Genomic DNA, 21894 nt, shown 5'->3' with positions numbered 1-21894 from the left:
CTGCGTAAGGACGGCTTATGAAAATTGTTATCGCACCGGACTCCTATAAAGAGAGTTTGAGCGCCCTTGATGTCGCGACCGCCATAGAGCAGGGCTTTCGTGAGATCTTTCCCCAGGCGGAGTACATCAAACTGCCGGTGGCGGATGGCGGTGAAGGCACGGTTGAAGCGATGGTCGCCGCCACTCAGGGGCGGATCGTCGAGGTTGCCGTGACCGGCCCGCTTGGCGCTCAGGTTGAGGGCTTCTATGGCCTCTCCGGCGACGAGCAGAGCGCCTTTATTGAGATGGCGGCAGCCAGCGGCCTTGAGCTGGTGTTACCCGAGCAGCGTAATCCGCTGATCACCACCTCGTGGGGAACGGGGGAGCTGATCCGTCATGCGCTGGACGCAGGCGTTAAGCATATCATTATTGGCATCGGCGGTAGCGCCACCAACGACGGCGGCGCAGGCATGGTGCAGGCGCTGGGGGCGAAGCTGCTGGACAGCGAAGGCAACGCCCTCGGGCAGGGTGGCGGCGCGCTGGAGACGCTGGCGCGGATCGACATCAGCGAACTGGACAGGCGGCTCCACGACTGCCGTATTGAGGTCGCCTGCGACGTGACCAATCCCCTGACTGGCAAAGAGGGCGCAACGGCGATCTTTGGGCCGCAGAAAGGAGCGACGCCGGAGATGATTACCCGTCTTGATGCGGCGCTGGCGCACTATGCCCAACTGATCAAGCGCGATCTCGATCTCGACGTGCTGGATCTTGCCGGGGGCGGGGCAGCAGGCGGCATGGGCGCGGCGCTGTTTGCGTTCTGCGGTGCTGAGCTGCGGCAGGGCATTGAGATTGTCACCGACGCGCTGCATCTCGACCGCTATGTGGCCGAAGCGGATCTGGTGATCACCGGCGAGGGGCGGATCGACAGCCAGACGGTGCACGGTAAAGTCCCGGTGGGTGTGGCAAAGGTGGCGAAGCGCTACAACAAGCCAGTGATCGGCATCGCGGGTAGCCTGACGGCGGACGTCAGCGTGGTGCACGAGCACGGGATCGACGCGGTATTCAGCGTGATCTACGGCATCTGTACCCTGGACGACGCCCTGAAAAACGCGGCGGAAAACGTGCGCATGACGGCACGCAACGTGGCAGCGGTGTTGAAAGCGGGCCAGGCATTGCGTTAATCGAAAGCATAGTAACGCCCGGTGGCGCTACGCTTACCGGGCCTACATAGGGCACCATATCCGCCGTAGGCCGGGCAAACGCAGAGCCGCCCGACGTGACGACGACGCTATCACCCAATCCATCTGCGCGCTTCCCGCGCCACGTTATCCATCTCATCCAGCAGCTCCAGGAACTCCGGCTCCAGATCCTCTGCGGGCATGCCGCTGCGCAGATGGTGTTCGATCAGATGACACAGCCGCTTGAGGCGCGGTACGCCGCTGTAGCCGCAGCTGCCGTGCAGCTTGTGAATGGCCTCGACTAAATCTTCAGGCGCTTCCCCTACCAGCTGCTCCTCAACCTTATTGCGGATCTCCGGCAGGAAGGCGATCAGCATCTGTAGCATCTCCCGCGCCAGATCGGGTTTATTTGCCGACTGACGCAACGCCAGCTGCCAGTCCAGAGAGACCTCAGGCTTTTCCGGTACGTCTACCGACTCCGGCTCCGGCGGGGTGAGCCACTGGCTGACTCCAGGGCCGGGAAGGTAGCGCAGCAGCAGGCTGTGGAGCTTCTCTTCTTCTATCGGCTTCGCCAGATAGCCGCTCATTCCGGCATTTAACAGCTTCTCTTTTTGCCCGGCCATGGCGTGGGCCGTTACCGCGATCACCGGCGTCTGCTGCTGGTGCGGCAGCTGGCGAATGGTTTCGCAGGCGCGAATGCCGTCGATATCGGGCATCTGAATATCCATCAGGATCAGATCGAACTGCATCTGCTTTGCACAATCGATCGCGCTATGACCGCTGTCGCACAGTTGGACATACTGAACCTGATCCTCAAGCAGCGCGCCGATAAGCTTCAGGTTGGCCGGATTGTCATCCACCGCCATTACGCTCATCGGCAGCTTGCGATCGTCGTTAAGCGCCTGCTCGCGAGGACGATTCAGGCGGCAGTACTCGGTCAGGGCAGGCAGCAGGCGCGTGGAGGTAAGCGGTTTTAACAAGCACGCGGCGGCACCCTCCTGCTTGAGCTGCTCGGCGTTGATCTGCACGTGACACGGCAGCGCCAGCAGCAGGAAATCGGTCATGGAGGCGGCCTTTGCCAGCCGCTCGTGCTGCATGGTGAGCGGCTCGCGCAGGGTCACCGGCACGGCCAGCAGCAGGATATCGTAGCGCGCCTCCGGCAGGGCAGAGAAGGTCGGGCTGTAGATCACTTCCAGCGGCGTTCCCTGGAGCAGATCCAGCGTGCTCTGGGCGGCGGCAGCGTTCGGCTCAACGTAGGCCAGCCGCTTACCGGCGAGGCAGTCGGTAGGCAATCCTTCGCTGCTGACGTTAGGGTTAAGATCGAGGTTAATGTGGAACCAGAACGTCGAACCCCGCCCAGGCTGGCTGTGGAAGGAGATATCGCCCCCCATCTCGTTCACCAGTCTTTGGGTGATCACCAGCCCCAGCCCGGTACCTCCATGCCGCCGGGAGATGCTGGCATCCGCCTGGCGGAACGCCTGGAAGAGCCGGGACTGATCGCGCTCGGGAATGCCGATCCCGGTATCGCGGATCTGCATCTCGATCTGCACCTTGTTGTTGCTTAGGGCGCGCTTCTCTACCAGCACGTCAATATTGCCGTTTTCGGTAAACTTAATGGCGTTGCCGACCAGGTTGGTAATGACCTGTTGCAGGCGCAGCGGATCGCCAATCACATTGTCCGGCACGTCGTTTTTGACGTTGAGCGTCAGCTCCAGCCCTTTGTCGTGGGCCGAGTGGGCGAGCAGGGTGACTACCTCGTCGAGGGCGTTACGCAGCGGGAAGGGAATGCTCTCGAGGATCAGCTTGCCCGCCTCCAGCTTGGAGAAGTCCAGCACGTCGTTAATGATGGTAAGCAGGTTGTCCGCCGAGCGCTCAATGGTATGCAGATGATCGCGCTGGGTCGGCGTCAGCTCGGATTTCAGCGTCAGCCGGGTAAAGCCAATCACGCCGTTGAGCGGGGTGCGCAGCTCGTGGGACATATTGGCCAAAAACTCGGACTTGATGCGGGCTGCTTCCTGGGCGCGCTTCTTCGCCAGATCCAGCTCGACGTTCTGGATCTCCATCTGCTCAAGGGTTTCGCGCAGATCCGACGTCGCCTGATCGATGTTGTGCTGCATCTCCTCGTGGTAGGCCGCCAGCGACATCGCCATCGAGTTGATGCCGTTTTTCAGCATATCCAGCTCGCCCAGCATAAAGCCCTCAACGCGGCTATCCAGCTGGCCCCGGCGGATGCGGTCCACCGTATTGACCATGTTGCGGATAGGCCCGGTAACGTCGCGCATCAGCCGCCAGCCAAAGATCAGCGCTATCCCCGTGCAGAAGAACATCATCATGGCGGCGATAAAGATCTCTTTATACTGCTGTAAACGCACGGAGCGGAGATCCAGCTCCAGCGCGACGTAGCCCAGCATGTTATTGGTCGTTTTGAGATCCGGCATGGTGGGCTCGTCGGGTGAATAGCCCTCGGAGACAATGGGCGTGCGCAGGATCAACAGATCGCCATGGCGCGTCACGCTCAGCAGGCGAGGGAAGGCCGCGCCATCCGGGAGCCTTAACTCTTTGGGATCGAGATGAAAGTTAGAGGTTACGAACAGCCGGTTATTGTCATCGTAGACGGAGATAGCACGCACGATGTCGGAGTGGCGGCGGTGCAGAATGCTGATCAGCTGGCCGATCGAGTCCCGGTTTTGCAGGTTCATACCGTATTCACTCGCCACCGCCAGCGGCTCGATAATGCTTGCCCCCGCATCCTCAAGCTGCTGCTGTAAGTCATTGTAGCGGTGGACAACAAAGAAAACGCTAAGCAGTAAACCGATCAGAACGGTTGGCGCTAAGATTAAAATCATCATTCGCGCCCGCAGGCTGTAGTTGGTCATGGAGTTCCGTTATGGGACAATTAGAGTCATTATGTTTGATTGAGAAAAATCCCGGCAATGGCGCAATTCTACTCTGCAAAACGGCGCGTGACGACGCGTGAGATCATAACCGTAACAGTAAATGACCTGGATCCCTTTGGCCAGGGTGTTGCACGTCACAACGGCAAAGCGCTGTTTATCCCCGGACTGCTGCCCGGCGAGCGCGGCGAAATTACCCTGACGGAAGATAAACGCCAGTTCGCGCGCGGGGCGGTGAAGCGTCGGCTGAACGACAGCCCGGATCGCGAAACGCCGCCGTGCCCGCATTTTGGCGTCTGCGGCGGCTGCCAGCAGCAGCATGCCAGCGTGGCGCTGCAGCAGCGCAGCAAAAGTAAGGCGCTGGCGCGTCTGATGAAGCACGAGGTAGACGACATCCTCGCCGCCGAGCCGTGGGGCTACCGGCGGCGGGCACGACTGAGCCTGAACTATCAGCCGAAGACGCAAACGCTGGAGATGGGTTTTCGCAAAGCCAGCGCCAGCGACATCGTCAACGTGGTGCGCTGCCCGGTGCTGGCGCCCCGTCTTGAGGCATTGATCCCTTCACTACGTGAATGCTTACAGAGCCTGGAGGCGGTACGCCATCTTGGCCACGTTGAGCTGGTGCTGGCCGATAACGGCCCGCTGATGGTATTGCGCCATACGGCTCCCCTTCCGGCCGCCGATCGCGAAAAACTGGAACGCTTTTCGCATTCTCACGGCGTTGCGCTGTTTCTTGCTCCGGAAAGCGCCATACTGGAGCAGGTATCCGGTGAGTTGCCCTGGTACACCTCGGACGGGCTACGCCTGACCTTTAGCCCGCGTGATTTCATTCAGGTTAATGATAAAGTGAACCAGCAGATGGTAGACCGGGCGCTGGCGTGGCTGGATATTCAGCCGGATGACCGGGTGCTGGATCTCTTCTGCGGCATGGGCAACTTTACCCTGCCGCTGGCAAAGCGCGCCGCCAGCGTGGTGGGCGTGGAGGGGGTGGCGGCGCTGGTGGCAAAGGCGCAGGAGAACGCGCAGCAGAACGGGTTGCAAAACGTGACCTTCTTCCATGAAAACCTGGAGGATGACGTCACAAAACAGCCCTGGGCACAGCACGGTTTCACGAAGGTGTTGCTCGACCCGGCACGCGCGGGCGCGGCAGGCGTGATGCAGCACGTGCTAAAACTATCCCCAAAAAAGGTGGTCTACGTGTCATGCAACCCCGCGACGCTTGCCCGAGACAGCGAAGCATTATTAAATGCGGGCTACACTATGTCGCATCTCGCGATGCTGGATATGTTCCCGCACACCGGGCATCTGGAATCGATGGTGTTGTTTGAGCGCGAGTGATTAATTCTGGCTTGCCGAATTCGGCAGGCTTCGTCCCTGAAAGGAGAGGACAATGGTTGCGGTAAGAAGTGCACATCTTAATCGAGCGGGTGAATTCGATTCGAAAAAATGGATCGCAAGTCTGGGCATCTCCAGTCAGCCGTCGTGTGAGCGCTTAGCCGAAACCTGGGCGTACTGCCTGCAACATACTCAGGGCCACCCTGACGCCGAGCTGCTGCTGTGGCGCGGCGTCGAGATGGTGGAAATCCTCTCCATGCTCAGTATGGATCTCGACACCTTGCAGGCTGCGCTGCTCTTCCCGCTGGCAGATGCCGAGGTGGTGAGCGAAGCGGTGCTGCGCGAAAGCGTGAGCAAGTCCGTAGTAGCGCTGATCTATGGCGTACGTGATATGGCGGCGATCCGCCAGCTCAAGGCCACGCATACCGACGCCGTCTCCTCTGAACAGGTCGATAACGTTCGCCGCATGCTGCTGGCCATGGTGGATGATTTCCGCTGCGTGGTTATCAAGCTCGCCGAGCGTGTCGCACACCTGCGCGAAGTGAAGGACGCTCCGGAAGACGAACGCGTGCTGGCCGCCAAAGAGTGCACCAACATCTACGCCCCGCTGGCAAACCGGTTGGGCATCGGCCAGCTGAAGTGGGAGCTGGAAGACTACTGCTTCCGCTATCTGCACCCGGACGAGTACAAGCGTATCGCCAAGCTGCTGCACGAGCGGCGCATCGATCGTGAACGCTATATTGATGAGTTCGTCGGTCACCTGCGCGCTGAAATGAAGCGCGAGGGGGTGAAGGCCGAAGTCTATGGTCGGCCTAAGCACATCTACAGCATCTGGCGCAAAATGCAGAAAAAGCATCTCACCTTTGACGAGCTGTTTGACGTGCGGGCGGTGCGTATCGTCGCCGAGCGCCTGCAGGACTGCTACGCCGCGCTGGGGATTGTCCATACCCACCATCGTCACCTGCCGGATGAGTTCGACGACTACGTAGCCAACCCGAAGCCGAATGGCTATCAGTCGATCCACACCGTGGTGCTGGGGCCGGGCGGCAAAACCGTTGAGATCCAGATCCGCACCAAACAGATGCATGAGGATGCGGAGCTGGGCGTTGCCGCGCACTGGAAATACAAAGAGGGCACCACGGCGACCAGCGCCCACAACAGCCACGAGGATCGTATCGCCTGGCTGCGGAAGCTGATTGCCTGGCAGGAGGAGATGGCGGACTCCGGCGAAATGCTCGACGAGGTGCGCAGCCAGGTCTTTGACGATCGCGTCTACGTCTTTACCCCGAAAGGCGACGTCGTGGATCTGCCCGCCGGCTCGACGCCGCTCGATTTCGCCTACCATATTCACAGCGACGTCGGCCACCGCTGCATCGGGGCGAAGATCAGCGGGCGTATCGTGCCCTTTACCTATCAGCTACAGATGGGCGATCAGATTGAGATCATCACCCAGAAGCAGCCGAACCCGAGCCGCGACTGGCTGAACCCGAACCTTGGCTATGTCACCACCAGCCGCGGACGCTCGAAGATCCACGCCTGGTTCCGCAAGCAGGATCGTGACAAGAATATCCTTGCCGGTCGCCAGATCCTTGACGATGAGCTCGCGCACCTGGGCATCAGCCTGAAAGAGGCGGAGAAGCTCCTGCTGCCGCGCTACAACTTCAATGAAATGGAGGAGCTGCTGGCGGCCATCGGCGGGGGCGATATTCGCCTTAATCAGATGGTGAACTTCCTGCAGTCGCACTTTAACAAGCCCAGCGCCGAAGAGCAGGATGCCGCCGCGCTGAAGCAGCTGCAGCAGAAATCCTATGCGCCGCAGGGGCGCAACGGCAAAGACGATGGCCGGGTGGTGGTTGAGGGCGTCGGTAACCTGATGCACCACATTGCCCGCTGCTGCCAGCCCATTCCGGGGGATGAGATCGTCGGCTTTATCACCCAGGGGCGTGGGATCTCTATCCACCGCGCCGACTGCGACCAGCTGACGGATCTGCAATCCCACGCGCCGGAGCGCATTGTCGATGCGGTATGGGGCGAGAGCTACTCGGCAGGCTACTCGCTGGTGGTGCGCGTCACCGCCAACGATCGCAGCGGCCTGCTGCGCGACATCACCACGATCCTCGCCAACGAGAAGGTGAACGTGCTTGGCGTAGCCAGCCGGAGCGATACCCGGCAGCAGCTGGCTACCATTGATATGAATATCGAGATCTATAACCTGCAGGTGCTGGGACGCGTGCTCGGCAAGCTCAACCAGGTGCCAGACGTGATTGACGCCCGTCGTCTGCACGGCGGTTAACCGCATACTCTGCTATTTTCCCCGGCGGCGCGTTGCTCGCCGGGGATTCGCTCTACCGTAGGCCGGGTAAGCGTTAGCGCCACCCGGCGTTCTATTCAGGAAATCGTATGAATCAAATCAATCGCTTGCTGGACATCATGCAGCGCCTGCGCGACCCGGAAACCGGCTGCCCGTGGGATAAAGAGCAGACCTTCGCCACCATCGCCCCCTATACGCTGGAAGAGACCTATGAGGTGCTCGACGCCATCGCCCGCAACGATCTTGACGATCTGCGCGGCGAGCTAGGGGATCTGCTGTTCCAGGTGGTGTTTTATGCCCAGATGGCGCAGGAGCAGGGGCGTTTTGACTTCAACGACATCTGCGCGGCCATCAGCGACAAGCTTGAACGCCGCCATCCGCATATCTTTGCCGATGCGACCGCCAGCAGCAGCAGCGAAGTACTGGCGCGCTGGGAAGAGATCAAAACCAGCGAGCGGGCTGAAAAAGCGCAGCACTCGGCGCTGGACGATATTCCCCACGCTTTTCCCGCGCTGATGCGTGCCCATAAGATCCAGAAACGCTGCTCGGCGGTGGGCTTTGATTGGGACTCTCTCGGCCCGGTGCTGGATAAGGTGCATGAGGAGATCGACGAGGTGATGCACGAGGCAAAACAGGCGGTCGTGGATCAGGCCAAACTGGAAGAGGAAGTGGGCGATCTGCTGTTCGCCACCGTCAATCTCTCCCGTCATTTAGGGGTAAAAGCCGAAACCGCGCTGCAAAAAGCGAACCTCAAATTTGAGCGCCGCTTCCGGGAAGTTGAGCGAATTGTCGCCGCCCGTGGTCTGACAATGACTGGCGTTGATCTCAACACCATGGAAGAAGTCTGGCAGGAGGTAAAGCGCCAGGAATCTGATCTCTAACGAATTTTGTGAATCAAGCGCGAAAAGTGGGATTTTTTAAATAACAAGCGCTTGATTTGCGTCAAAAACATTTGCCGCAAACGAGCTATTTTCTCTCTCCCCGTTGTGAGCTGAAGATGAGAAGAGGAGGGATAATGAAAGTTTGTGGCGACTGCCTAGTTCCGGTATACTACTTTCCCGTCCTGGTTATTCCATCGTCTTTTAAACCTAACTTCTCAGGTTCAGCATGACAACGAACTATATTTTTGTGACCGGCGGGGTTGTATCCTCTCTGGGTAAAGGCATTGCAGCCGCCTCCCTCGCAGCCATTCTTGAAGCCCGTGGCCTTAACGTGACCATGATGAAACTGGATCCGTACATCAACGTCGATCCGGGTACCATGAGTCCAATCCAGCACGGGGAAGTGTTCGTTACGGAAGACGGCGCTGAAACCGACCTGGATCTGGGCCACTACGAGCGTTTCATTCGTACTAAGATGACGCGCCGCAACAACTTCACTACTGGCCGTATCTATTCCGACGTACTGCGCAAAGAGCGCCGTGGCGACTATCTGGGCGCAACCGTTCAGGTTATTCCGCACATTACCAACGCCATTAAAGAGCGCATCATTGCCGGTGGCGAAGGTCACGACGTGGTGCTGGTTGAGATCGGCGGTACCGTGGGTGATATCGAATCCCTGCCGTTCCTTGAAGCCATTCGCCAGCTGGCGGTGGATATCGGCCGTGAACACGCGCTGTTTATGCACCTCACTCTGGTGCCGTACATGGCGGCAGCGGGTGAAGTGAAAACCAAGCCTACCCAGCACTCTGTAAAAGAGCTGCTCTCTATCGGTATTCAGCCAGATATCCTCGTTTGCCGTTCCGATCGTACCGTACCTGCCAACGAGCGTGCGAAAATTGCATTGTTCTGTAACGTGCCGGAAAAGGCCGTTATTTCAATGAAAGACGTCGATTCGATTTATAAAATTCCAGGCCTGTTGAAATCACAGGGGCTGGACGATTATATTTGTAAACGATTCAGCTTGAACTGCCCGGACGCTAACCTGAGCGAATGGGAACAGGTTATCTATGAAGAAGCGAATCCGTCAGGTGAAGTCACCATCGGTATGGTCGGCAAGTACATTGAGCTGCCGGATGCCTACAAGTCGGTGATTGAAGCGCTGAAGCATGGCGGCCTGAAAAATCGTGTTACCGTCAACATCAAATTGATCGATTCGCAAGATGTTGAAACACGTGGTGTAGAAATCTTGAAGGATCTGGATGCTATCCTGATCCCTGGTGGCTTCGGCTACCGTGGCGTAGAAGGTAAGATCGCCACCGCGCGCTATGCGCGTGAACACAATATTCCTTATCTGGGCATCTGCCTGGGTATGCAGGTTGCGCTGATCGAGTTTGCGCGCAACGTGGCGGGGATGGACAACGCTAACTCAACGGAATTTGTGCCAGACTGTAAGTTCCCGGTTGTGGCTCTCATTACCGAATGGCGTGACGAAGAGGGCAACGTCGAAGTGCGCTCTGAGAAGAGCGACCTGGGCGGCACAATGCGTCTTGGTGCGCAGCAGTGCCAGCTTGATGACGATAGCCTGGTGCGTCAGATGTACGGTTCGTCGACTATCGTTGAACGTCATCGTCACCGCTATGAAGTTAACAACATGCTGTTGAAACAAATTGAAGCTGCGGGTCTGCGTGTTGCAGGCCGTTCCGGCGATGATCAGTTGGTCGAGATCATCGAGGTGCCAAACCATCCGTGGTTTGTTGCCTGTCAGTTCCACCCGGAATTTACTTCAACGCCGCGCGACGGGCATCCGCTGTTCTCAGGCTTTGTGAAAGCCGCCAGCGACTACCAGAAGCGTCAGGCGAAGTAAGAGTTAGAGCGACAGTGCATCCTTAGGGATGCACTGTTTGTCTGGAGTTTTAATTAACTTGTACTGAGGAAATCCTAATGTCCAAAATCGTTAAAGTCATCGGTCGTGAAATCATCGACTCCCGTGGTAACCCGACTGTTGAAGCCGAAGTACACCTGGAAGGTGGTTTCGTCGGTATGGCTGCTGCCCCGTCAGGTGCTTCTACTGGTTCCCGCGAAGCGCTGGAACTGCGCGATGGCGACAAATCTCGTTTCCTGGGTAAAGGCGTGACCAAAGCCGTTGGCGCGGTTAACGGCCCAATCGCTCAGGCTATCCTTGGCAAAGACGCTAAAGATCAGGCTGGCATCGACCAGATCATGATCGACCTCGACGGTACTGAGAACAAATCTAACTTCGGTGCTAACGCAATTCTGGCTGTTTCCCTGGCGAACGCCAAAGCTGCTGCTGCCTCTAAAGGCCTGCCGCTGTATGCGCACATCGCTGAACTGAACGGCACCCCGGGCAAATACTCTATGCCGGTTCCGATGATGAACATCATCAACGGTGGCGAGCACGCTGACAACAACGTAGACATTCAGGAATTTATGATTCAGCCGGTTGGCGCGAAATCCCTGAAAGAAGCCGTACGTATGGGTTCAGAAGTGTTCCACAACCTGGCGAAAGTGCTGAAGTCTAAAGGCATGAACACCGCTGTGGGCGACGAAGGTGGCTACGCGCCGAACCTGGGTTCCAACGCCGAAGCACTGGCTGTTATCGCTGAAGCGGTAAAAGCAGCGGGCTACGAGCTGGGTACCGACATCACTCTGGCGATGGACTGTGCAGCCTCTGAGTTCTACAAAGATGGCAAATACGTTCTGGCTGGCGAAGGCAACAAAGCGTTCACCTCTGAAGAGTTCACCCACTTCCTGGAAGATCTGACCAAACAGTATCCGATCGTTTCCATCGAAGATGGTCTGGACGAGTCTGACTGGACCGGCTTTGCTTACCAGACCAAAGTGCTGGGCGACAAAATCCAGCTGGTTGGCGACGATCTGTTCGTAACCAACACCAAGATCCTGAAAGAAGGCATCGAGAAAGGCATCGTTAACTCCATCCTGATCAAATTCAACCAGATCGGTTCTCTGACCGAAACGCTGGCTGCGATCAAAATGGCGAAAGACGCTGGCTACACCGCGGTTATCTCTCACCGCTCTGGCGAAACTGAAGATGCAACCATCGCTGACCTGGCTGTGGGCACCGCTGCTGGCCAGATCAAAACGGGTTCCATGAGCCGTTCTGACCGTGTTGCTAAGTACAACCAGCTGATTCGTATCGAAGAAGCGCTGGGTGAACAAGCGCCGTACAACGGTCGTAAAGAGATCAAAGGCCAGGCATAATCCCCTGACTTTTCACTCTTAATAGAAAACCCGCTTCGGCGGGTTTTTTTATTGCTGCAATAGCGCAGCTGCTGCACATGACCTGAGGGCAGGGATCTGCGATACTTACCTTTTACAGCCAAACAGAGATGAGTATGCAGTACCCGATTAATGAGATGTTCCAGACCTTGCAAGGTGAGGGTTACTTTACCGGCGTTCCCGCTATTTTTATCCGTCTGCAGGGGTGCCCGGTAGGCTGTGCCTGGTGCGATACCAAGCACACCTGGGATAAGCTCGCCGATCGAGAAGTGTCCCTCTACAGCGTGCTGGCGAAAACCAAAGAGAGCGATAAGTGGGGCCCGGCAAGCAGTGAAGATCTGCTGGCCATCATTGAGCGTCAGGGCTATACCGCTCGCCACGTGGTGATCACCGGCGGCGAACCCTGCATTCACGACCTGATCCCGCTGACGATGCTGCTGGAGAAAAACGGCTTTAGCTGCCAGATCGAAACCAGCGGCACCCATGAAGTGCGCACCTCGACCAACACCTGGGTGACGGTTTCACCGAAGGTGAATATGCGTGGCGGGTATGACATCCTCCAGCAGGCGCTGGATCGTGCGGATGAGATCAAGCACCCGGTTGGCCGGATGCGTGACGTTGAGGCGCTGGATGAACTGCTGGCAACGCTGCACGACGATAAGCCGCGGGTGATCGCGCTTCAGCCGATCAGCCAGAAAGAGGATGCGACGCGTCTGTGCATTGAAACCTGCATCGCGCGCAACTGGCGTCTGTCGATGCAGACGCATAAATATCTGAATATTGCCTGATATAGACCGATACGCCCGGTGGCGCTAACGCTTACCGGGCCTACACGATCGCCTCTCACTCTCCGCGATAGACGCAACCCGCCGTACAGGTTTCTTTGATGGTTACTGCGCTCAGCAGTGGCACAAGCGGCTTCATCTCTTCCCAGATCCACTTCGCCAGCACTTCGCTGGTTGGGTTTTCCAGACCGGGAATATCGTTCAGATAGTAGTGATCCAGCCGGTCGTAGGTCGGCTTAAACGCCGCCTTTAGCTCGGAAAAGTCCATGATCCAACCCGTATGGGGATCGACTTCACCGGTAATTTCCAGGCGCACCATAAACGAGTGGCCATGCAGGCGACCGCATTTGTGGCCTTCGGGCACGTGTGGCAGACGGTGAGCGGCTTCGAAGATGAAATCTTTAAATAACGTGGTAGACATGATGAATTCTCAGACAGGCAAAAACCGCCGCATACTACCGGAATTGACCTTTTTTGGCATTAACTAAAACAGGCAAAAGCGGTAAAGCCTGCACTATAGTCATGAAATTCACATTTTACCTTTTTAAATCAATAGATTAATTAACCTGTTTTACTGTTAATAACTATGACTAAAAGCGGTTAGCGTTTTTAGTTATTTGTTATTTCCATCCCTTCTTTAATTGTTATTATTCACGCCGTTAACCTTACACTCTGTTCTGTTTTTACGCTTTTTTACTCGCTTTGCTTACTGGAACATAACGACGCATGACGACACAGGCCCCACCTTCCGCTTTGCTTCCGCTGAACCCGGAGCAGCTGGCGCGCCTTCAGGCAGCCACCACTGATTTAACACCGACCCAGCTCGCCTGGGTTTCCGGCTATTTCTGGGGCGTGCTTAACCAGCAGCCTGGCGCAGCAGCGATGGCGGCAGCGCCGGCTCCGGCGGCAGAGACGCCGACGATCACGCTGCTCAGCGCATCGCAAACCGGTAACGCCCGTCGCGTCGCAGAAGCACTGCGTGACGATCTGCTGGCGGCGAAGCTCAACGTCAACCTGGTCAACGCTGGCGACTATAAATTCAAACAAATTGCCAATGAAAAACTACTGGTTGTGGTTGCTTCGACCCAGGGTGAAGGGGAGCCACCGGAAGAAGCGGTCGCTCTGCATAAGTTCCTGTTCTCGAAAAAAGCGCCGAAGCTTAACGGGAGTGCCTTTGCCGTGTTTGGCCTGGGCGATACCTCCTACGAATTCTTCTGCCAGTGCGGTAAAGATTTTGACAGCAAGCTGGCGGAGCTGGGTGCCGAGCGCCTGCTGGATCGCGTGGATGCCGACGTTGAGTATCAGACGGCGGCCAGCGAGTGGCGGGCCCGCATCGTTGAGATCCTCAAGGCCCGCGTGCCCACCGAAAGCCCGGCCCAGGCGGCAGTGACCGCTACCGGCGTGGTCAACGAGGTCTTCTCCAGCCCCTATACTAAAGAAGAGCCGCTGGTCGCTACGCTTGCCGTGAACCAGAAGATCACCGGTCGTGACTCCGAGAAAGACGTTCGCCATATCGAGATCGATCTGGGCGACTCCGGTCTGCGCTACCAGCCGGGCGATGCGCTGGGCGTGTGGTATCAGAACGATCCAGCGCTGGTGCGCGAGCTGATTGAGCTGCTGTGGCTGAAAGGCGACGAGCCGGTCACCGTGGATGGCAAAACGCTGCCGCTCTCTGACGCGCTGGAATGGCATTTTGAGCTGACGGTCAACACTGCCAGCATCGTTGAGAACTACGCCAAACTGAGCCGCAGTGAAACCCTGCTGCCGATGGTGGGCGACAAGGCGCGACTCCAGCACTACGCCGCGACGACGCCGATCGTCGACATGGTGCGCTTCTCTGCCGCCCAGCTGGATGCCGAGGCGCTGATTAGCCTGCTGCGTCCGCTGACCCCGCGTCTTTACTCCATCGCCTCATCCCAGGCGGAAGTCGAGAGCGAAGTGCACGTCACCGTTGGCGTGGTGCGCTATGACGTTGAAGGCCGTGCCCGCACCGGCGGTGCATCGGGCTTCCTTGCCGATCGCGTCGAAGAGGACGGTGAGATCCGCGTGTTCATTGAGCATAACGATAACTTCCGCCTGCCTGCTAACCCAGAGACGCCGGTGATCATGATCGGCCCTGGCACCGGTATCGCTCCGTTCCGCGCCTTTATGCAGCAGCGTGCGGCGGACGAGGCACCGGGTAAAAACTGGCTGATCTTTGGCAACCCGCACTTTACCGAAGATTTCCTGTACCAGGTGGAGTGGCAGCGCTACGTCAAAGAGGGCGTGCTGAACCGCATCGATCTGGCCTGGTCTCGTGACCAGAAAGAGAAAATATACGTACAAGATAAGCTGCGCGAACAGGGCGCAGAGTTGTGGCGCTGGATCAACGAAGGTGCGCACATTTATGTCTGCGGCGACGCGACGCGTATGGCGCGCGACGTTGAGCAGGCTTTACTGGAAGTGATTGCCGAGTTCGGTGGCATGGATACCGAAACGGCTGACGAATATTTAAGTGAGCTGCGCGTAGAGCGCCGTTATCAGCGAGATGTCTACTAATGAGCGATAAACACCCAGGTCCGCTGGTGGTCGAAGGTAAACTGACCGACGCCGAGCGTATGAAACGTGAGAGCAACTACCTGCGCGGTACGATTGCGGAAGATCTGAACGACGGGCTTACCGGCGGTTTTAAAGGTGACAACTTTCTGCTGATCCGCTTCCACGGTATGTATCAGCAGGATGACCGTGATATTCGTGCCGAACGCGCCGAGCAGAAGCTGGAGCCGCGCCATGCCATGATGCTGCGTTGCCGTCTGCCGGGTGGGATCATCACCCCGGCGCAGTGGCAGGCCATCGATAAGTTTGCCGAAGAGAAGACTATCTACGGCAGCATTCGTCTGACCAACCGTCAGACCTTCCAGTACCACGGTATTCTGAAGAAGAACGTTAAGCCTGCCCACCAGATGCTGCATGAAGTAGGCCTGGACGCGCTGGCGACCGCCAACGACATGAACCGTAACGTGCTCTGCACCTCTAACCCGATTGAGTCGGAGCTGCACGCGGAAGCCTACGAGTGGGCGAAGAAGCTCTCTGAGCATCTGCTGCCGCGCACCCGCGCCTATGCTGAGATCTGGCACGATGCGGAGAAGGTGGCGACCACCGATGAAGAACCGATCCTCGGGCAGACCTATCTGCCGCGTAAGTTCAAAACCACGGTGGTGATCCCGCCGCAGAACGACGTCGATCTGCACGCCAACGACATGAACTTTATCGCCATCGCCGAGAACGGCAAGCTGATCGGCTTTAACCTGCTGGTGGGCGGCGGCCTCTCTATCGAGCATGGTAACAAGAAAACCTACGCCCGCACCGCGAGCGAGTTTGGCTTCCTGCCGCTGGAGCACACCCTGGCGGTGGCAGAAGCGGTCGTGACGACCCAGCGCGACTGGGGCAACCGTACCGATCGTAAAAACGCCAAGACCAAATACACCCTTGAGCGCGTGGGCGTTGAGACCTTTAAAGCGGAAGTCGAGCGCCGGGCGGGCATGAAATTCGAGCCGGTTCGTCCGTACGAGTTCACCGGCCGCGGGGATCGCATCGGCTGGGTGAAGGGCATCGATAACAAGTGGCACCTGACGCTGTTTATCGAAAACGGCCGTATCCTTGATTACCCGGATCGTCCGCTGAAGACCGGCCTGCTGGAGATCGCGAAGATCCACAAGGGCGATTTCCGCCTGACCGCGAACCAGAACCTGATCGTTGCGGGCGTGCCGGAGAGCGAGAAGGCTAAGATTGAGAAGCTGGCGCGTTCCCACGGTCTGATGGATGCGGTGAAACCGCAGCGCGAGAACTCCATGGCCTGCGTCGCCTTCCCGACCTGTCCGCTGGCGATGGCGGAAGCGGAGCGTTTCCTGCCGAGCTTTGTCGACAAAGTCGAAGCGATTATGGAGAAGCACGGCGTGGGTGACGATCATATTGTGATGCGCGTGACCGGCTGCCCGAACGGTTGTGGCCGTGCGCTGCTGGCGGAGATGGGCCTCGTGGGTAAAGCGCCGGGGCGCTATAACCTGCACCTTGGTGGCAACCGGATGGGGACGCGCATTCCGCGCATGTACCGTGAGAACATCACCGAGTCAGAGATCCTCGACTCTATCGACGTGCTGGTAGGCCGCTGGTCGAAAGAGCGCGAAGCGGGCGAAGGCTTCGGCGACTTCACCGTCCGGACGGGGATCATCCGTCCGGTGCTGGATCCGGCGCGGGATTTCTGGGAGTAATGTGGTCATGCCCGGTGGCGCGTTGCTTACCGGGCCTACAAAATCGTAGGTCGGGCAAACGCAGTGCCGCTCGGCGTAACAGGCAAACGAGGTTCTTATGTCCATACTCGATCTAAATGCCCTTAACGATCTGCCAAAAGTCGAACGCATTCTGGCTTTGGCGGAGACCAACGGCCAGCTGGAAAAACTGAGCGCGGAAGAGCGCGTCGTCTGGGCGTTAGAAAATCTGCCCGGCGAGTATGTGCTCTCCTCAAGCTTTGGTATCCAGGCGGCGGTCAGTCTGCATCTTGTAAATCAGATCAGCCCGGACATCCCGGTGATCCTGACCGATACCGGCTACCTGTTCCCGGAGACCTACCAGTTCATTGATGAGCTGGCAGACAAGCTCAAGCTGAACCTGAAGATCTACCGTGCGGAGCAGAGCCCGGCGTGGCAGGAAGCGCGCTACGGCAAGCTGTGGGAGCAGGGCGTGGAAGGCATTGAGAAGTACAACGAGATCAATAAGGTCGAGCCGATGAACCGCGCCCTGAAAGAGCTGAAGGCGCAGACCTGGTTTGCTGGCCTGCGCCGGGAGCAGTCCGGCAGCCGCGCCACGCTACCGGTGCTGGCAGTTCAGCGCGGGGTGTTTAAGGTGCTGCCGATCATCGACTGGGATAACCGTACCGTTTATCAGTATCTGCAGAAGCACGGGTTGAAGTACCACCCGCTGTGGGACCAGGGCTACCTCTCGGTGGGCGATACGCACACCACCCGCAAATGGGAGCCGGGCATGGCAGAGGAAGAGACCCGCTTCTTCGGCCTCAAGCGCGAATGCGGACTGCACGAGGGGTGATGTAACGCTCCGAACGGAAAATGCTGACTTTAGGGTCGGCATTTTTTTTGGTTTTTGCGCTGAGAGTGGGGGAGTAAGCAATTTAGGATAGGGTCATGGGTGGGGGTGGCGGTAGAATTGGAAAAAGTCGGTGAGAATAGACTATTTATTCATTAAATCAATGAATTAAAGGTTCTCATCATTTACGAGACGAGGAGCAAAACACCGTGCCCTACCATTCACCCCGTGTATTTCACCCCGCTGGTTCTATCGGTATCTTTGGTGTCAATGCACCGGAAGACGTTAGAACGCTACAGAAAATGATGATTGATGCTGGTTACAACCATATCCATGGTCATCATCTTCGTACTACAGGTCAATGTGACCCGGAAACTAATGCAGCGATTATCTGGTATCAACGACTATTGAATATGTCTTCCTCTGGCTTAGTTCACCCACAGCAAGTTTGGTTTTTCTCTATGTTCAGTAAGGCCATAGCGCCACACTGGAGACCTCGTGATACAGGCCCGCTGCACGTGCGTGAAGGTCAGATTACTTTTGATGCTGAAGGAATAGACTATTTGCGAGGACCTGAACCATTTCGCCAGCCTGAGAACTTGAAACTTTTCTCGCGAGTCCTTCACTGGCCTGCTGGTTTATCCGGTGTCACCATAGGACGTGGCTACGATATGAAAAGCCGTAGCGCTGGCGAAATAATGACGCATTTCAGACAAGCCAGAATCGAGGAATATAAGGGAGTTATTTGCTCTAAAGCTGTTGGGCTTGTTGGACGACAAGCCCATGATTTCGTAAAGTCATATGGCCCACTGGTCGGCGAAATCACTCATTTACAACAGGTACGATTGTTTGAAATAGCTTACAAAATAAAACTGTTAGAAGCGAGAAATCTTTATCAAAGAGTATCACATACTATACCAAATGCTCCGCTGTGGGAAAAACTTGACTTAAGAATAAGAGATGTCATTGTTGATATTTTTTATCAGGGCGTACATAACGCACGAAGTCTCTTTGAGGCAGCGATTGCTGGCAAAGAAGAATTAAGATCTTATATCAGAAATGATATATATTATATGAGATTTGAAGAGCATAGACAGAGATTAAGGTATTTGAGATGAAGAAGATAATTTTAATCATTGCTACTTTCATGCTGCATTTTCCTGTGCTGGCTAGCGCTGCACTATATGAAGGCTCAGAGGCAAAAGCATGCTTTGTTCAGCATGCTAATCCGAATCAGCAAGAAAGCTGCCTTCATCAGAAAAAAATTGAAAGCGAATCACAACTGGAAAAAACCATTATAGAAACAAATAAAGGTATTAAAGATAATAACGTCGGTTTGTTTAATGGAAAAGAAGACGCCACAAAAACCTCAGGAGAGGTATACAGTCAACGTTTCTTACATGCTCAAAAACTATGGAAGCAGTATAGAAAAGAGCTATGCTTGGCTGTGGCGACAGAGATTAATGAGGACGCTTACGATTATCAAGCATTCATTGATCAGTGTGAGATTAATCTCAACAAAAGGCATGGTGAAGAAATAAAAATGATGGGTATCCTTCCCGCCTCGTGACTGCTGTTAAGTTTATTGTTAAAGATGGTGCCGAGGTCTTCTCATTTAAGGAGCTATAGAAATGAAATGCCCTATCTGTTGCGGTGCAGAGCTTAAGCACGAAACCCGCGACGTTGAATACGAGCACAAAGGTCGCAAAACGAAGATACTCGCTATTAAAGGCGACTATTGCGATGCATGCGGAGAGAGCATCTTAGGCGATGACGCTGGCGACACGTATATGGCGGCGATCGGCACTTTTAATCGCGATACTCAATAAGCACCCTGAAATTTTTGAAGAGCTAAAGCAAGCCTAACATCCTCGATTGGCTGCAATACTCATCGCCGGGCGGCGCTGCGCTTGCCCGGCCTACCAAACTACGATGGCGTTATGAGTTTTTCTCCGCCTTCGCCAGCTCCTTCATCAGCGGCAGCATAATCCGCATCACGTCGCGGCTGCGGCGCTCGATGCGGCCGGGCAGGGCGCTGTCGATGAACTGCTGGTTATCCAGACGCACATTATGCCAGCTGGTGCCGTCGGGAAACGCTTTGGTTTTTGCCCGCTGCTGGTAGCCATCTTTTTTCCCCAGCGACCAGTTAGTCGCCTCGACGGAGAGCACCGGAATACCCGCGCGATCGAACACTTCGCTGTCGTGGCAGCAGTCGGTGCCTTTCGGATAGTCCGGGTTCAGGCCTGGATTGGTGGTGGCGGTGATGCCGTGCTGGCGAGCGATGGCTAAAGCGCGATCCCGCGTCAGCTTGCGCACGGCGGCAGGCGTGCTTTTGCCGCTATTAAAATAGAGCTTATCGCCAACGATCAGGTTATCGAGGTTGATCACCAGCAGGGTGTTTTTCTTCTCGGCGTCGCTCATGCGCTGCAGCAGATTTTCCGCGCCCAGTCGTCCCTCCTCCTCGCCGCTGGTGGCGATAAAGCGGATGCCGTACTGGGTCTGCATATCCTTCAGCTGGTCAGCCAGCTCCAGCATCACCCCCAGCCCGGCGGCGTTATCGTCGAGCCCCTGTAGCGTCAGGCCGCCAAGGTTGTTATCGCTATCGGCGTCGCTGCGCGGTGCGTAGGTATCGAGATGCGCCATCACAATGATCTGCTGAGCCAGCTTGCCTTCGTGGGCGGCGATGACCGTACTGCCGGTCACGTTGTGCCAGTTCTGGTTCTTATTGCGTGAGGTATAGATGTAGCGGCTGTTGAACTTGCGGATGTCACTCTGGTAACCCATCTGTTCAAACTGCTGGCGCAGATAGTCGGCTGAGAGCATCTCCGCAGGTGTGCCGGTCATGCGGCCTGGGAAATAGGTAGCAATATGGCGAGCCTGCTCGCTGGCCATCTCGCCGGGCTGGTTGATCTTAGCCTGTGCCGGCACGGTAAAGCACACACCGAGCGCCAGAGCCATAGCGAGGTGGCGCAATGCGGGAAACATAGGGAGTCCTTAAAAATGAAGCAAAATTTTTGACCTGCCTAGTATGAAACTGTGATCGGAGTTACACAATTTCAATTAGGCTTAAACGCCCGTATTTTCTCACGTTAAGCACTTTTTGATATTTGCTTTTGCTCAACGTTATTCCATTGAGTAACTACTCATTCCAATTCGTAATTTCATTCGGTCTTAGACGCCCCCTATAGTCCCTCTATCCCTTGTTTTAGCGACGCATGCGACAGATAACAGACGCACAGAACAGATCGTCGCGTGTGGTCAATTTCCCCTTAAGGAACGGTTATGGATCAAAAACGACTCACCCACCTGCGACAACTGGAGGCGGAAAGCATCCATATTATTCGCGAGGTGGCGGCTGAATTCTCCAATCCGGTGATGATGTACTCTATCGGTAAAGACTCCAGCGTTATGCTGCACCTGGCACGCAAGGCTTTCTATCCGGGTACGCTGCCTTTCCCGCTGCTGCATGTCGACACTGGCTGGAAATTCCGTGAGATGTATGAGTTCCGTGACCGTACCGCCAAAGCCTACGGCTGCGAGCTGCTGGTGCATAAAAACCCGGAAGGCGTGGCGATGGGGATCAACCCGTTCGTGCACGGCAGCGCCAAGCACACCGATATCATGAAAACGGAAGGGCTGAAGCAGGCGCTGAATAAGTACGGCTTTGACGCAGCATTCGGTGGTGCGCGCCGCGACGAGGAGAAATCCCGCGCGAAAGAGCGTATCTACTCCTTCCGCGACCGCTTCCACCGCTGGGATCCAAAAAATCAGCGTCCGGAGCTGTGGCACAACTACAACGGCCAGATCAATAAAGGTGAGAGCATCCGCGTCTTCCCGCTGTCGAACTGGACCGAGCTGGATATCTGGCAGTACATCTACCTGGAAAATATCGAAATCGTTCCGCTCTACCTGGCGGCTGAACGTCCGGTGCTGGAACGTGACGGCATGCTGATGATGATCGATGACGACCGCATCGACCTGCAGCCGGGCGAAGAGATTAAACAGCGCATGGTGCGCTTCCGTACCCTCGGCTGCTGGCCGCTGACCGGCGCGGTAGAGTCTGACGCCCAGACGCTGCCGGAGATCATCGAAGAGATGCTGGTCTCCACCACCAGCGAACGCCAGGGACGCGTCATCGACCGGGATCAGGCCGGCTCGATGGAGCTGAAAAAACGCCAGGGATACTTCTAAGGA

17 protein-coding genes are annotated in these 21894 nt (G+C 56.5%); 14 read left to right on the top strand and 3 right to left on the bottom strand.

Annotated features, from left to right (window positions below; all coding sequences use genetic code 11):
- The first annotated feature begins 17 nt into the window (after nucleotides 1-17).
- Nucleotides 18-1160 (top strand): glycerate kinase, encoded by a 1143-nt coding sequence (locus EV102420_RS01005; protein ID WP_042387861.1) that lies wholly within the window; start codon nucleotides 18-20, stop codon nucleotides 1158-1160.
- A 110-nt stretch (nucleotides 1161-1270) separates the two neighbouring features.
- Here EV102420_RS01005 and barA read toward each other — a convergent pair whose 3' ends face one another.
- Nucleotides 1271-4033 (bottom strand): two-component sensor histidine kinase BarA, encoded by a 2763-nt coding sequence (gene barA / locus EV102420_RS01000; protein WP_042387858.1) that lies wholly within the window; start codon nucleotides 4031-4033, stop codon nucleotides 1271-1273.
- Between the two features lie 57 nt (nucleotides 4034-4090).
- Here barA and rlmD point away from each other — a divergent pair, with 57 nt between their 5' ends.
- From rlmD to queE, 6 genes are all read left to right on the top strand, one after another.
- Complete coding sequence (gene rlmD / locus EV102420_RS00995; RefSeq protein WP_042387856.1) at nucleotides 4091-5389, top strand: 23S rRNA (uracil(1939)-C(5))-methyltransferase RlmD; 1299 nt, start codon at nucleotides 4091-4093, stop codon at nucleotides 5387-5389.
- Nucleotides 5390-5441: 52 nt separating this feature from the next.
- Complete coding sequence (gene relA / locus EV102420_RS00990; RefSeq protein ID WP_042387854.1) at nucleotides 5442-7679, top strand: GTP diphosphokinase; 2238 nt, start codon at nucleotides 5442-5444, stop codon at nucleotides 7677-7679.
- A gap of 107 nt (nucleotides 7680-7786) precedes the next feature.
- Nucleotides 7787-8578 (top strand): nucleoside triphosphate pyrophosphohydrolase, encoded by a 792-nt coding sequence (gene mazG, locus EV102420_RS00985; RefSeq protein WP_042387852.1) that lies wholly within the window; start codon nucleotides 7787-7789, stop codon nucleotides 8576-8578.
- Between the two features lie 226 nt (nucleotides 8579-8804).
- Nucleotides 8805-10442, top strand: a complete 1638-nt coding sequence (pyrG, locus tag EV102420_RS00980) for a glutamine hydrolyzing CTP synthase (RefSeq protein WP_042387850.1) — start codon at nucleotides 8805-8807, stop codon at nucleotides 10440-10442.
- A gap of 77 nt (nucleotides 10443-10519) precedes the next feature.
- Nucleotides 10520-11818 carry a phosphopyruvate hydratase gene (gene eno, locus EV102420_RS00975; RefSeq protein WP_042387848.1) on the top strand — a complete coding sequence of 433 codons (1299 nt, stop codon included), beginning with the start codon at nucleotides 10520-10522 and terminating at the stop codon, nucleotides 11816-11818.
- Between the two features lie 134 nt (nucleotides 11819-11952).
- On the top strand, nucleotides 11953-12624 hold the full coding sequence (gene queE / locus EV102420_RS00970) for a 7-carboxy-7-deazaguanine synthase QueE (protein ID WP_042387845.1): 672 nt from the start codon (nucleotides 11953-11955) through the stop codon (nucleotides 12622-12624).
- 55 nt (nucleotides 12625-12679) lie between these two features.
- Here queE and queD read toward each other — a convergent pair whose 3' ends face one another.
- On the bottom strand, nucleotides 12680-13042 hold the full coding sequence (gene queD / locus EV102420_RS00965; RefSeq protein ID WP_042387843.1) for a 6-carboxytetrahydropterin synthase QueD: 363 nt from the start codon (nucleotides 13040-13042) through the stop codon (nucleotides 12680-12682).
- A 305-nt stretch (nucleotides 13043-13347) separates the two neighbouring features.
- On the opposite strand from queD, the gene cysJ reads away from it, so the two are divergent.
- From cysJ to EV102420_RS00935, 6 genes are all read left to right on the top strand, one after another.
- Nucleotides 13348-15159, top strand: a complete 1812-nt coding sequence (cysJ, locus tag EV102420_RS00960) for an NADPH-dependent assimilatory sulfite reductase flavoprotein subunit (protein WP_042387842.1) — start codon at nucleotides 13348-13350, stop codon at nucleotides 15157-15159.
- Nucleotides 15159-16871 carry an assimilatory sulfite reductase (NADPH) hemoprotein subunit gene (gene cysI / locus EV102420_RS00955; protein WP_042387840.1) on the top strand — a complete coding sequence of 571 codons (1713 nt, stop codon included), beginning with the start codon at nucleotides 15159-15161 and terminating at the stop codon, nucleotides 16869-16871. The genes cysJ and cysI overlap by 1 nt, the downstream gene beginning before the upstream one ends.
- A 97-nt stretch (nucleotides 16872-16968) precedes the next feature.
- Entirely contained in the window at nucleotides 16969-17703 is a 735-nt protein-coding gene (gene cysH, locus EV102420_RS00950; RefSeq protein ID WP_042387838.1) for a phosphoadenosine phosphosulfate reductase, read from the top strand.
- Between the two features lie 206 nt (nucleotides 17704-17909).
- Nucleotides 17910-18818: a DUF8812 domain-containing protein gene (locus tag EV102420_RS00945; RefSeq protein WP_042387836.1), complete on the top strand. Its 909-nt coding sequence runs from the start codon at nucleotides 17910-17912 to the stop codon at nucleotides 18816-18818.
- On the top strand, nucleotides 18815-19270 hold the full coding sequence (locus EV102420_RS00940; RefSeq protein WP_072015163.1) for a lysozyme inhibitor LprI family protein: 456 nt from the start codon (nucleotides 18815-18817) through the stop codon (nucleotides 19268-19270). The genes EV102420_RS00945 and EV102420_RS00940 overlap by 4 nt, the downstream gene beginning before the upstream one ends.
- Before the next feature lie 61 nt (nucleotides 19271-19331).
- Nucleotides 19332-19529, top strand: coding sequence for a type II toxin-antitoxin system MqsA family antitoxin (locus EV102420_RS00935; protein ID WP_052512308.1), 198 nt, complete (start codon nucleotides 19332-19334; stop codon nucleotides 19527-19529).
- A 109-nt stretch (nucleotides 19530-19638) separates the two neighbouring features.
- On the opposite strand, the gene EV102420_RS00930 is transcribed toward EV102420_RS00935, so the two are convergent.
- Nucleotides 19639-20685 (bottom strand): aminopeptidase, encoded by a 1047-nt coding sequence (locus tag EV102420_RS00930; RefSeq protein WP_042387834.1) that lies wholly within the window; start codon nucleotides 20683-20685, stop codon nucleotides 19639-19641.
- Nucleotides 20686-20982: 297 nt separating this feature from the next.
- Between EV102420_RS00930 and cysD the strand changes: the two genes are divergently transcribed.
- On the top strand, nucleotides 20983-21891 hold the full coding sequence (gene cysD, locus EV102420_RS00925) for a sulfate adenylyltransferase subunit CysD (protein WP_042387833.1): 909 nt from the start codon (nucleotides 20983-20985) through the stop codon (nucleotides 21889-21891).
- Nucleotides 21892-21894: the final 3 nt, after the last annotated feature.

The organism is Pseudescherichia vulneris NBRC 102420, from assembly GCF_000759795.1.
Lineage (GTDB): Bacteria > Pseudomonadota > Gammaproteobacteria > Enterobacterales > Enterobacteriaceae > Pseudescherichia > Pseudescherichia vulneris.
Note: the sequence above shows the minus strand (reverse complement) of the source record. Positions and strands in the feature narration are given on the sequence as shown.

What these genes read in the sequence shown, in the direction of transcription:
- mazG (WP_042387852.1), top strand. Translation starts at nt 7,787, where the DNA reads ATGAATCAAATCAATCGCTTGCTGGACATCATGCAGCGCCTGCGCGAC.
- EV102420_RS01005 (WP_042387861.1), top strand. Translation starts at nt 18, where the DNA reads ATGAAAATTGTTATCGCACCGGACTCCTATAAAGAGAGTTTGAGCGCC.
- eno (WP_042387848.1), top strand. Translation starts at nt 10,520, where the DNA reads ATGTCCAAAATCGTTAAAGTCATCGGTCGTGAAATCATCGACTCCCGT.
- queE (WP_042387845.1), top strand. Translation starts at nt 11,953, where the DNA reads ATGCAGTACCCGATTAATGAGATGTTCCAGACCTTGCAAGGTGAGGGT.
- cysH (WP_042387838.1), top strand. Translation starts at nt 16,969, where the DNA reads ATGTCCATACTCGATCTAAATGCCCTTAACGATCTGCCAAAAGTCGAA.
- rlmD (WP_042387856.1), top strand. Translation starts at nt 4,091, where the DNA reads ATGGCGCAATTCTACTCTGCAAAACGGCGCGTGACGACGCGTGAGATC.
- pyrG (WP_042387850.1), top strand. Translation starts at nt 8,805, where the DNA reads ATGACAACGAACTATATTTTTGTGACCGGCGGGGTTGTATCCTCTCTG.
- cysI (WP_042387840.1), top strand. Translation starts at nt 15,159, where the DNA reads ATGAGCGATAAACACCCAGGTCCGCTGGTGGTCGAAGGTAAACTGACC.
- EV102420_RS00935 (WP_052512308.1), top strand. Translation starts at nt 19,332, where the DNA reads ATGAAATGCCCTATCTGTTGCGGTGCAGAGCTTAAGCACGAAACCCGC.
- cysD (WP_042387833.1), top strand. Translation starts at nt 20,983, where the DNA reads ATGGATCAAAAACGACTCACCCACCTGCGACAACTGGAGGCGGAAAGC.
- cysJ (WP_042387842.1), top strand. Translation starts at nt 13,348, where the DNA reads ATGACGACACAGGCCCCACCTTCCGCTTTGCTTCCGCTGAACCCGGAG.
- EV102420_RS00930 (WP_042387834.1), bottom strand. Translation starts at nt 20,685, where the DNA reads ATGTTTCCCGCATTGCGCCACCTCGCTATGGCTCTGGCGCTCGGTGTG.
- relA (WP_042387854.1), top strand. Translation starts at nt 5,442, where the DNA reads ATGGTTGCGGTAAGAAGTGCACATCTTAATCGAGCGGGTGAATTCGAT.
- EV102420_RS00940 (WP_072015163.1), top strand. Translation starts at nt 18,815, where the DNA reads ATGAAGAAGATAATTTTAATCATTGCTACTTTCATGCTGCATTTTCCT.
- queD (WP_042387843.1), bottom strand. Translation starts at nt 13,042, where the DNA reads ATGTCTACCACGTTATTTAAAGATTTCATCTTCGAAGCCGCTCACCGT.
- barA (WP_042387858.1), bottom strand. Translation starts at nt 4,033, where the DNA reads ATGACCAACTACAGCCTGCGGGCGCGAATGATGATTTTAATCTTAGCG.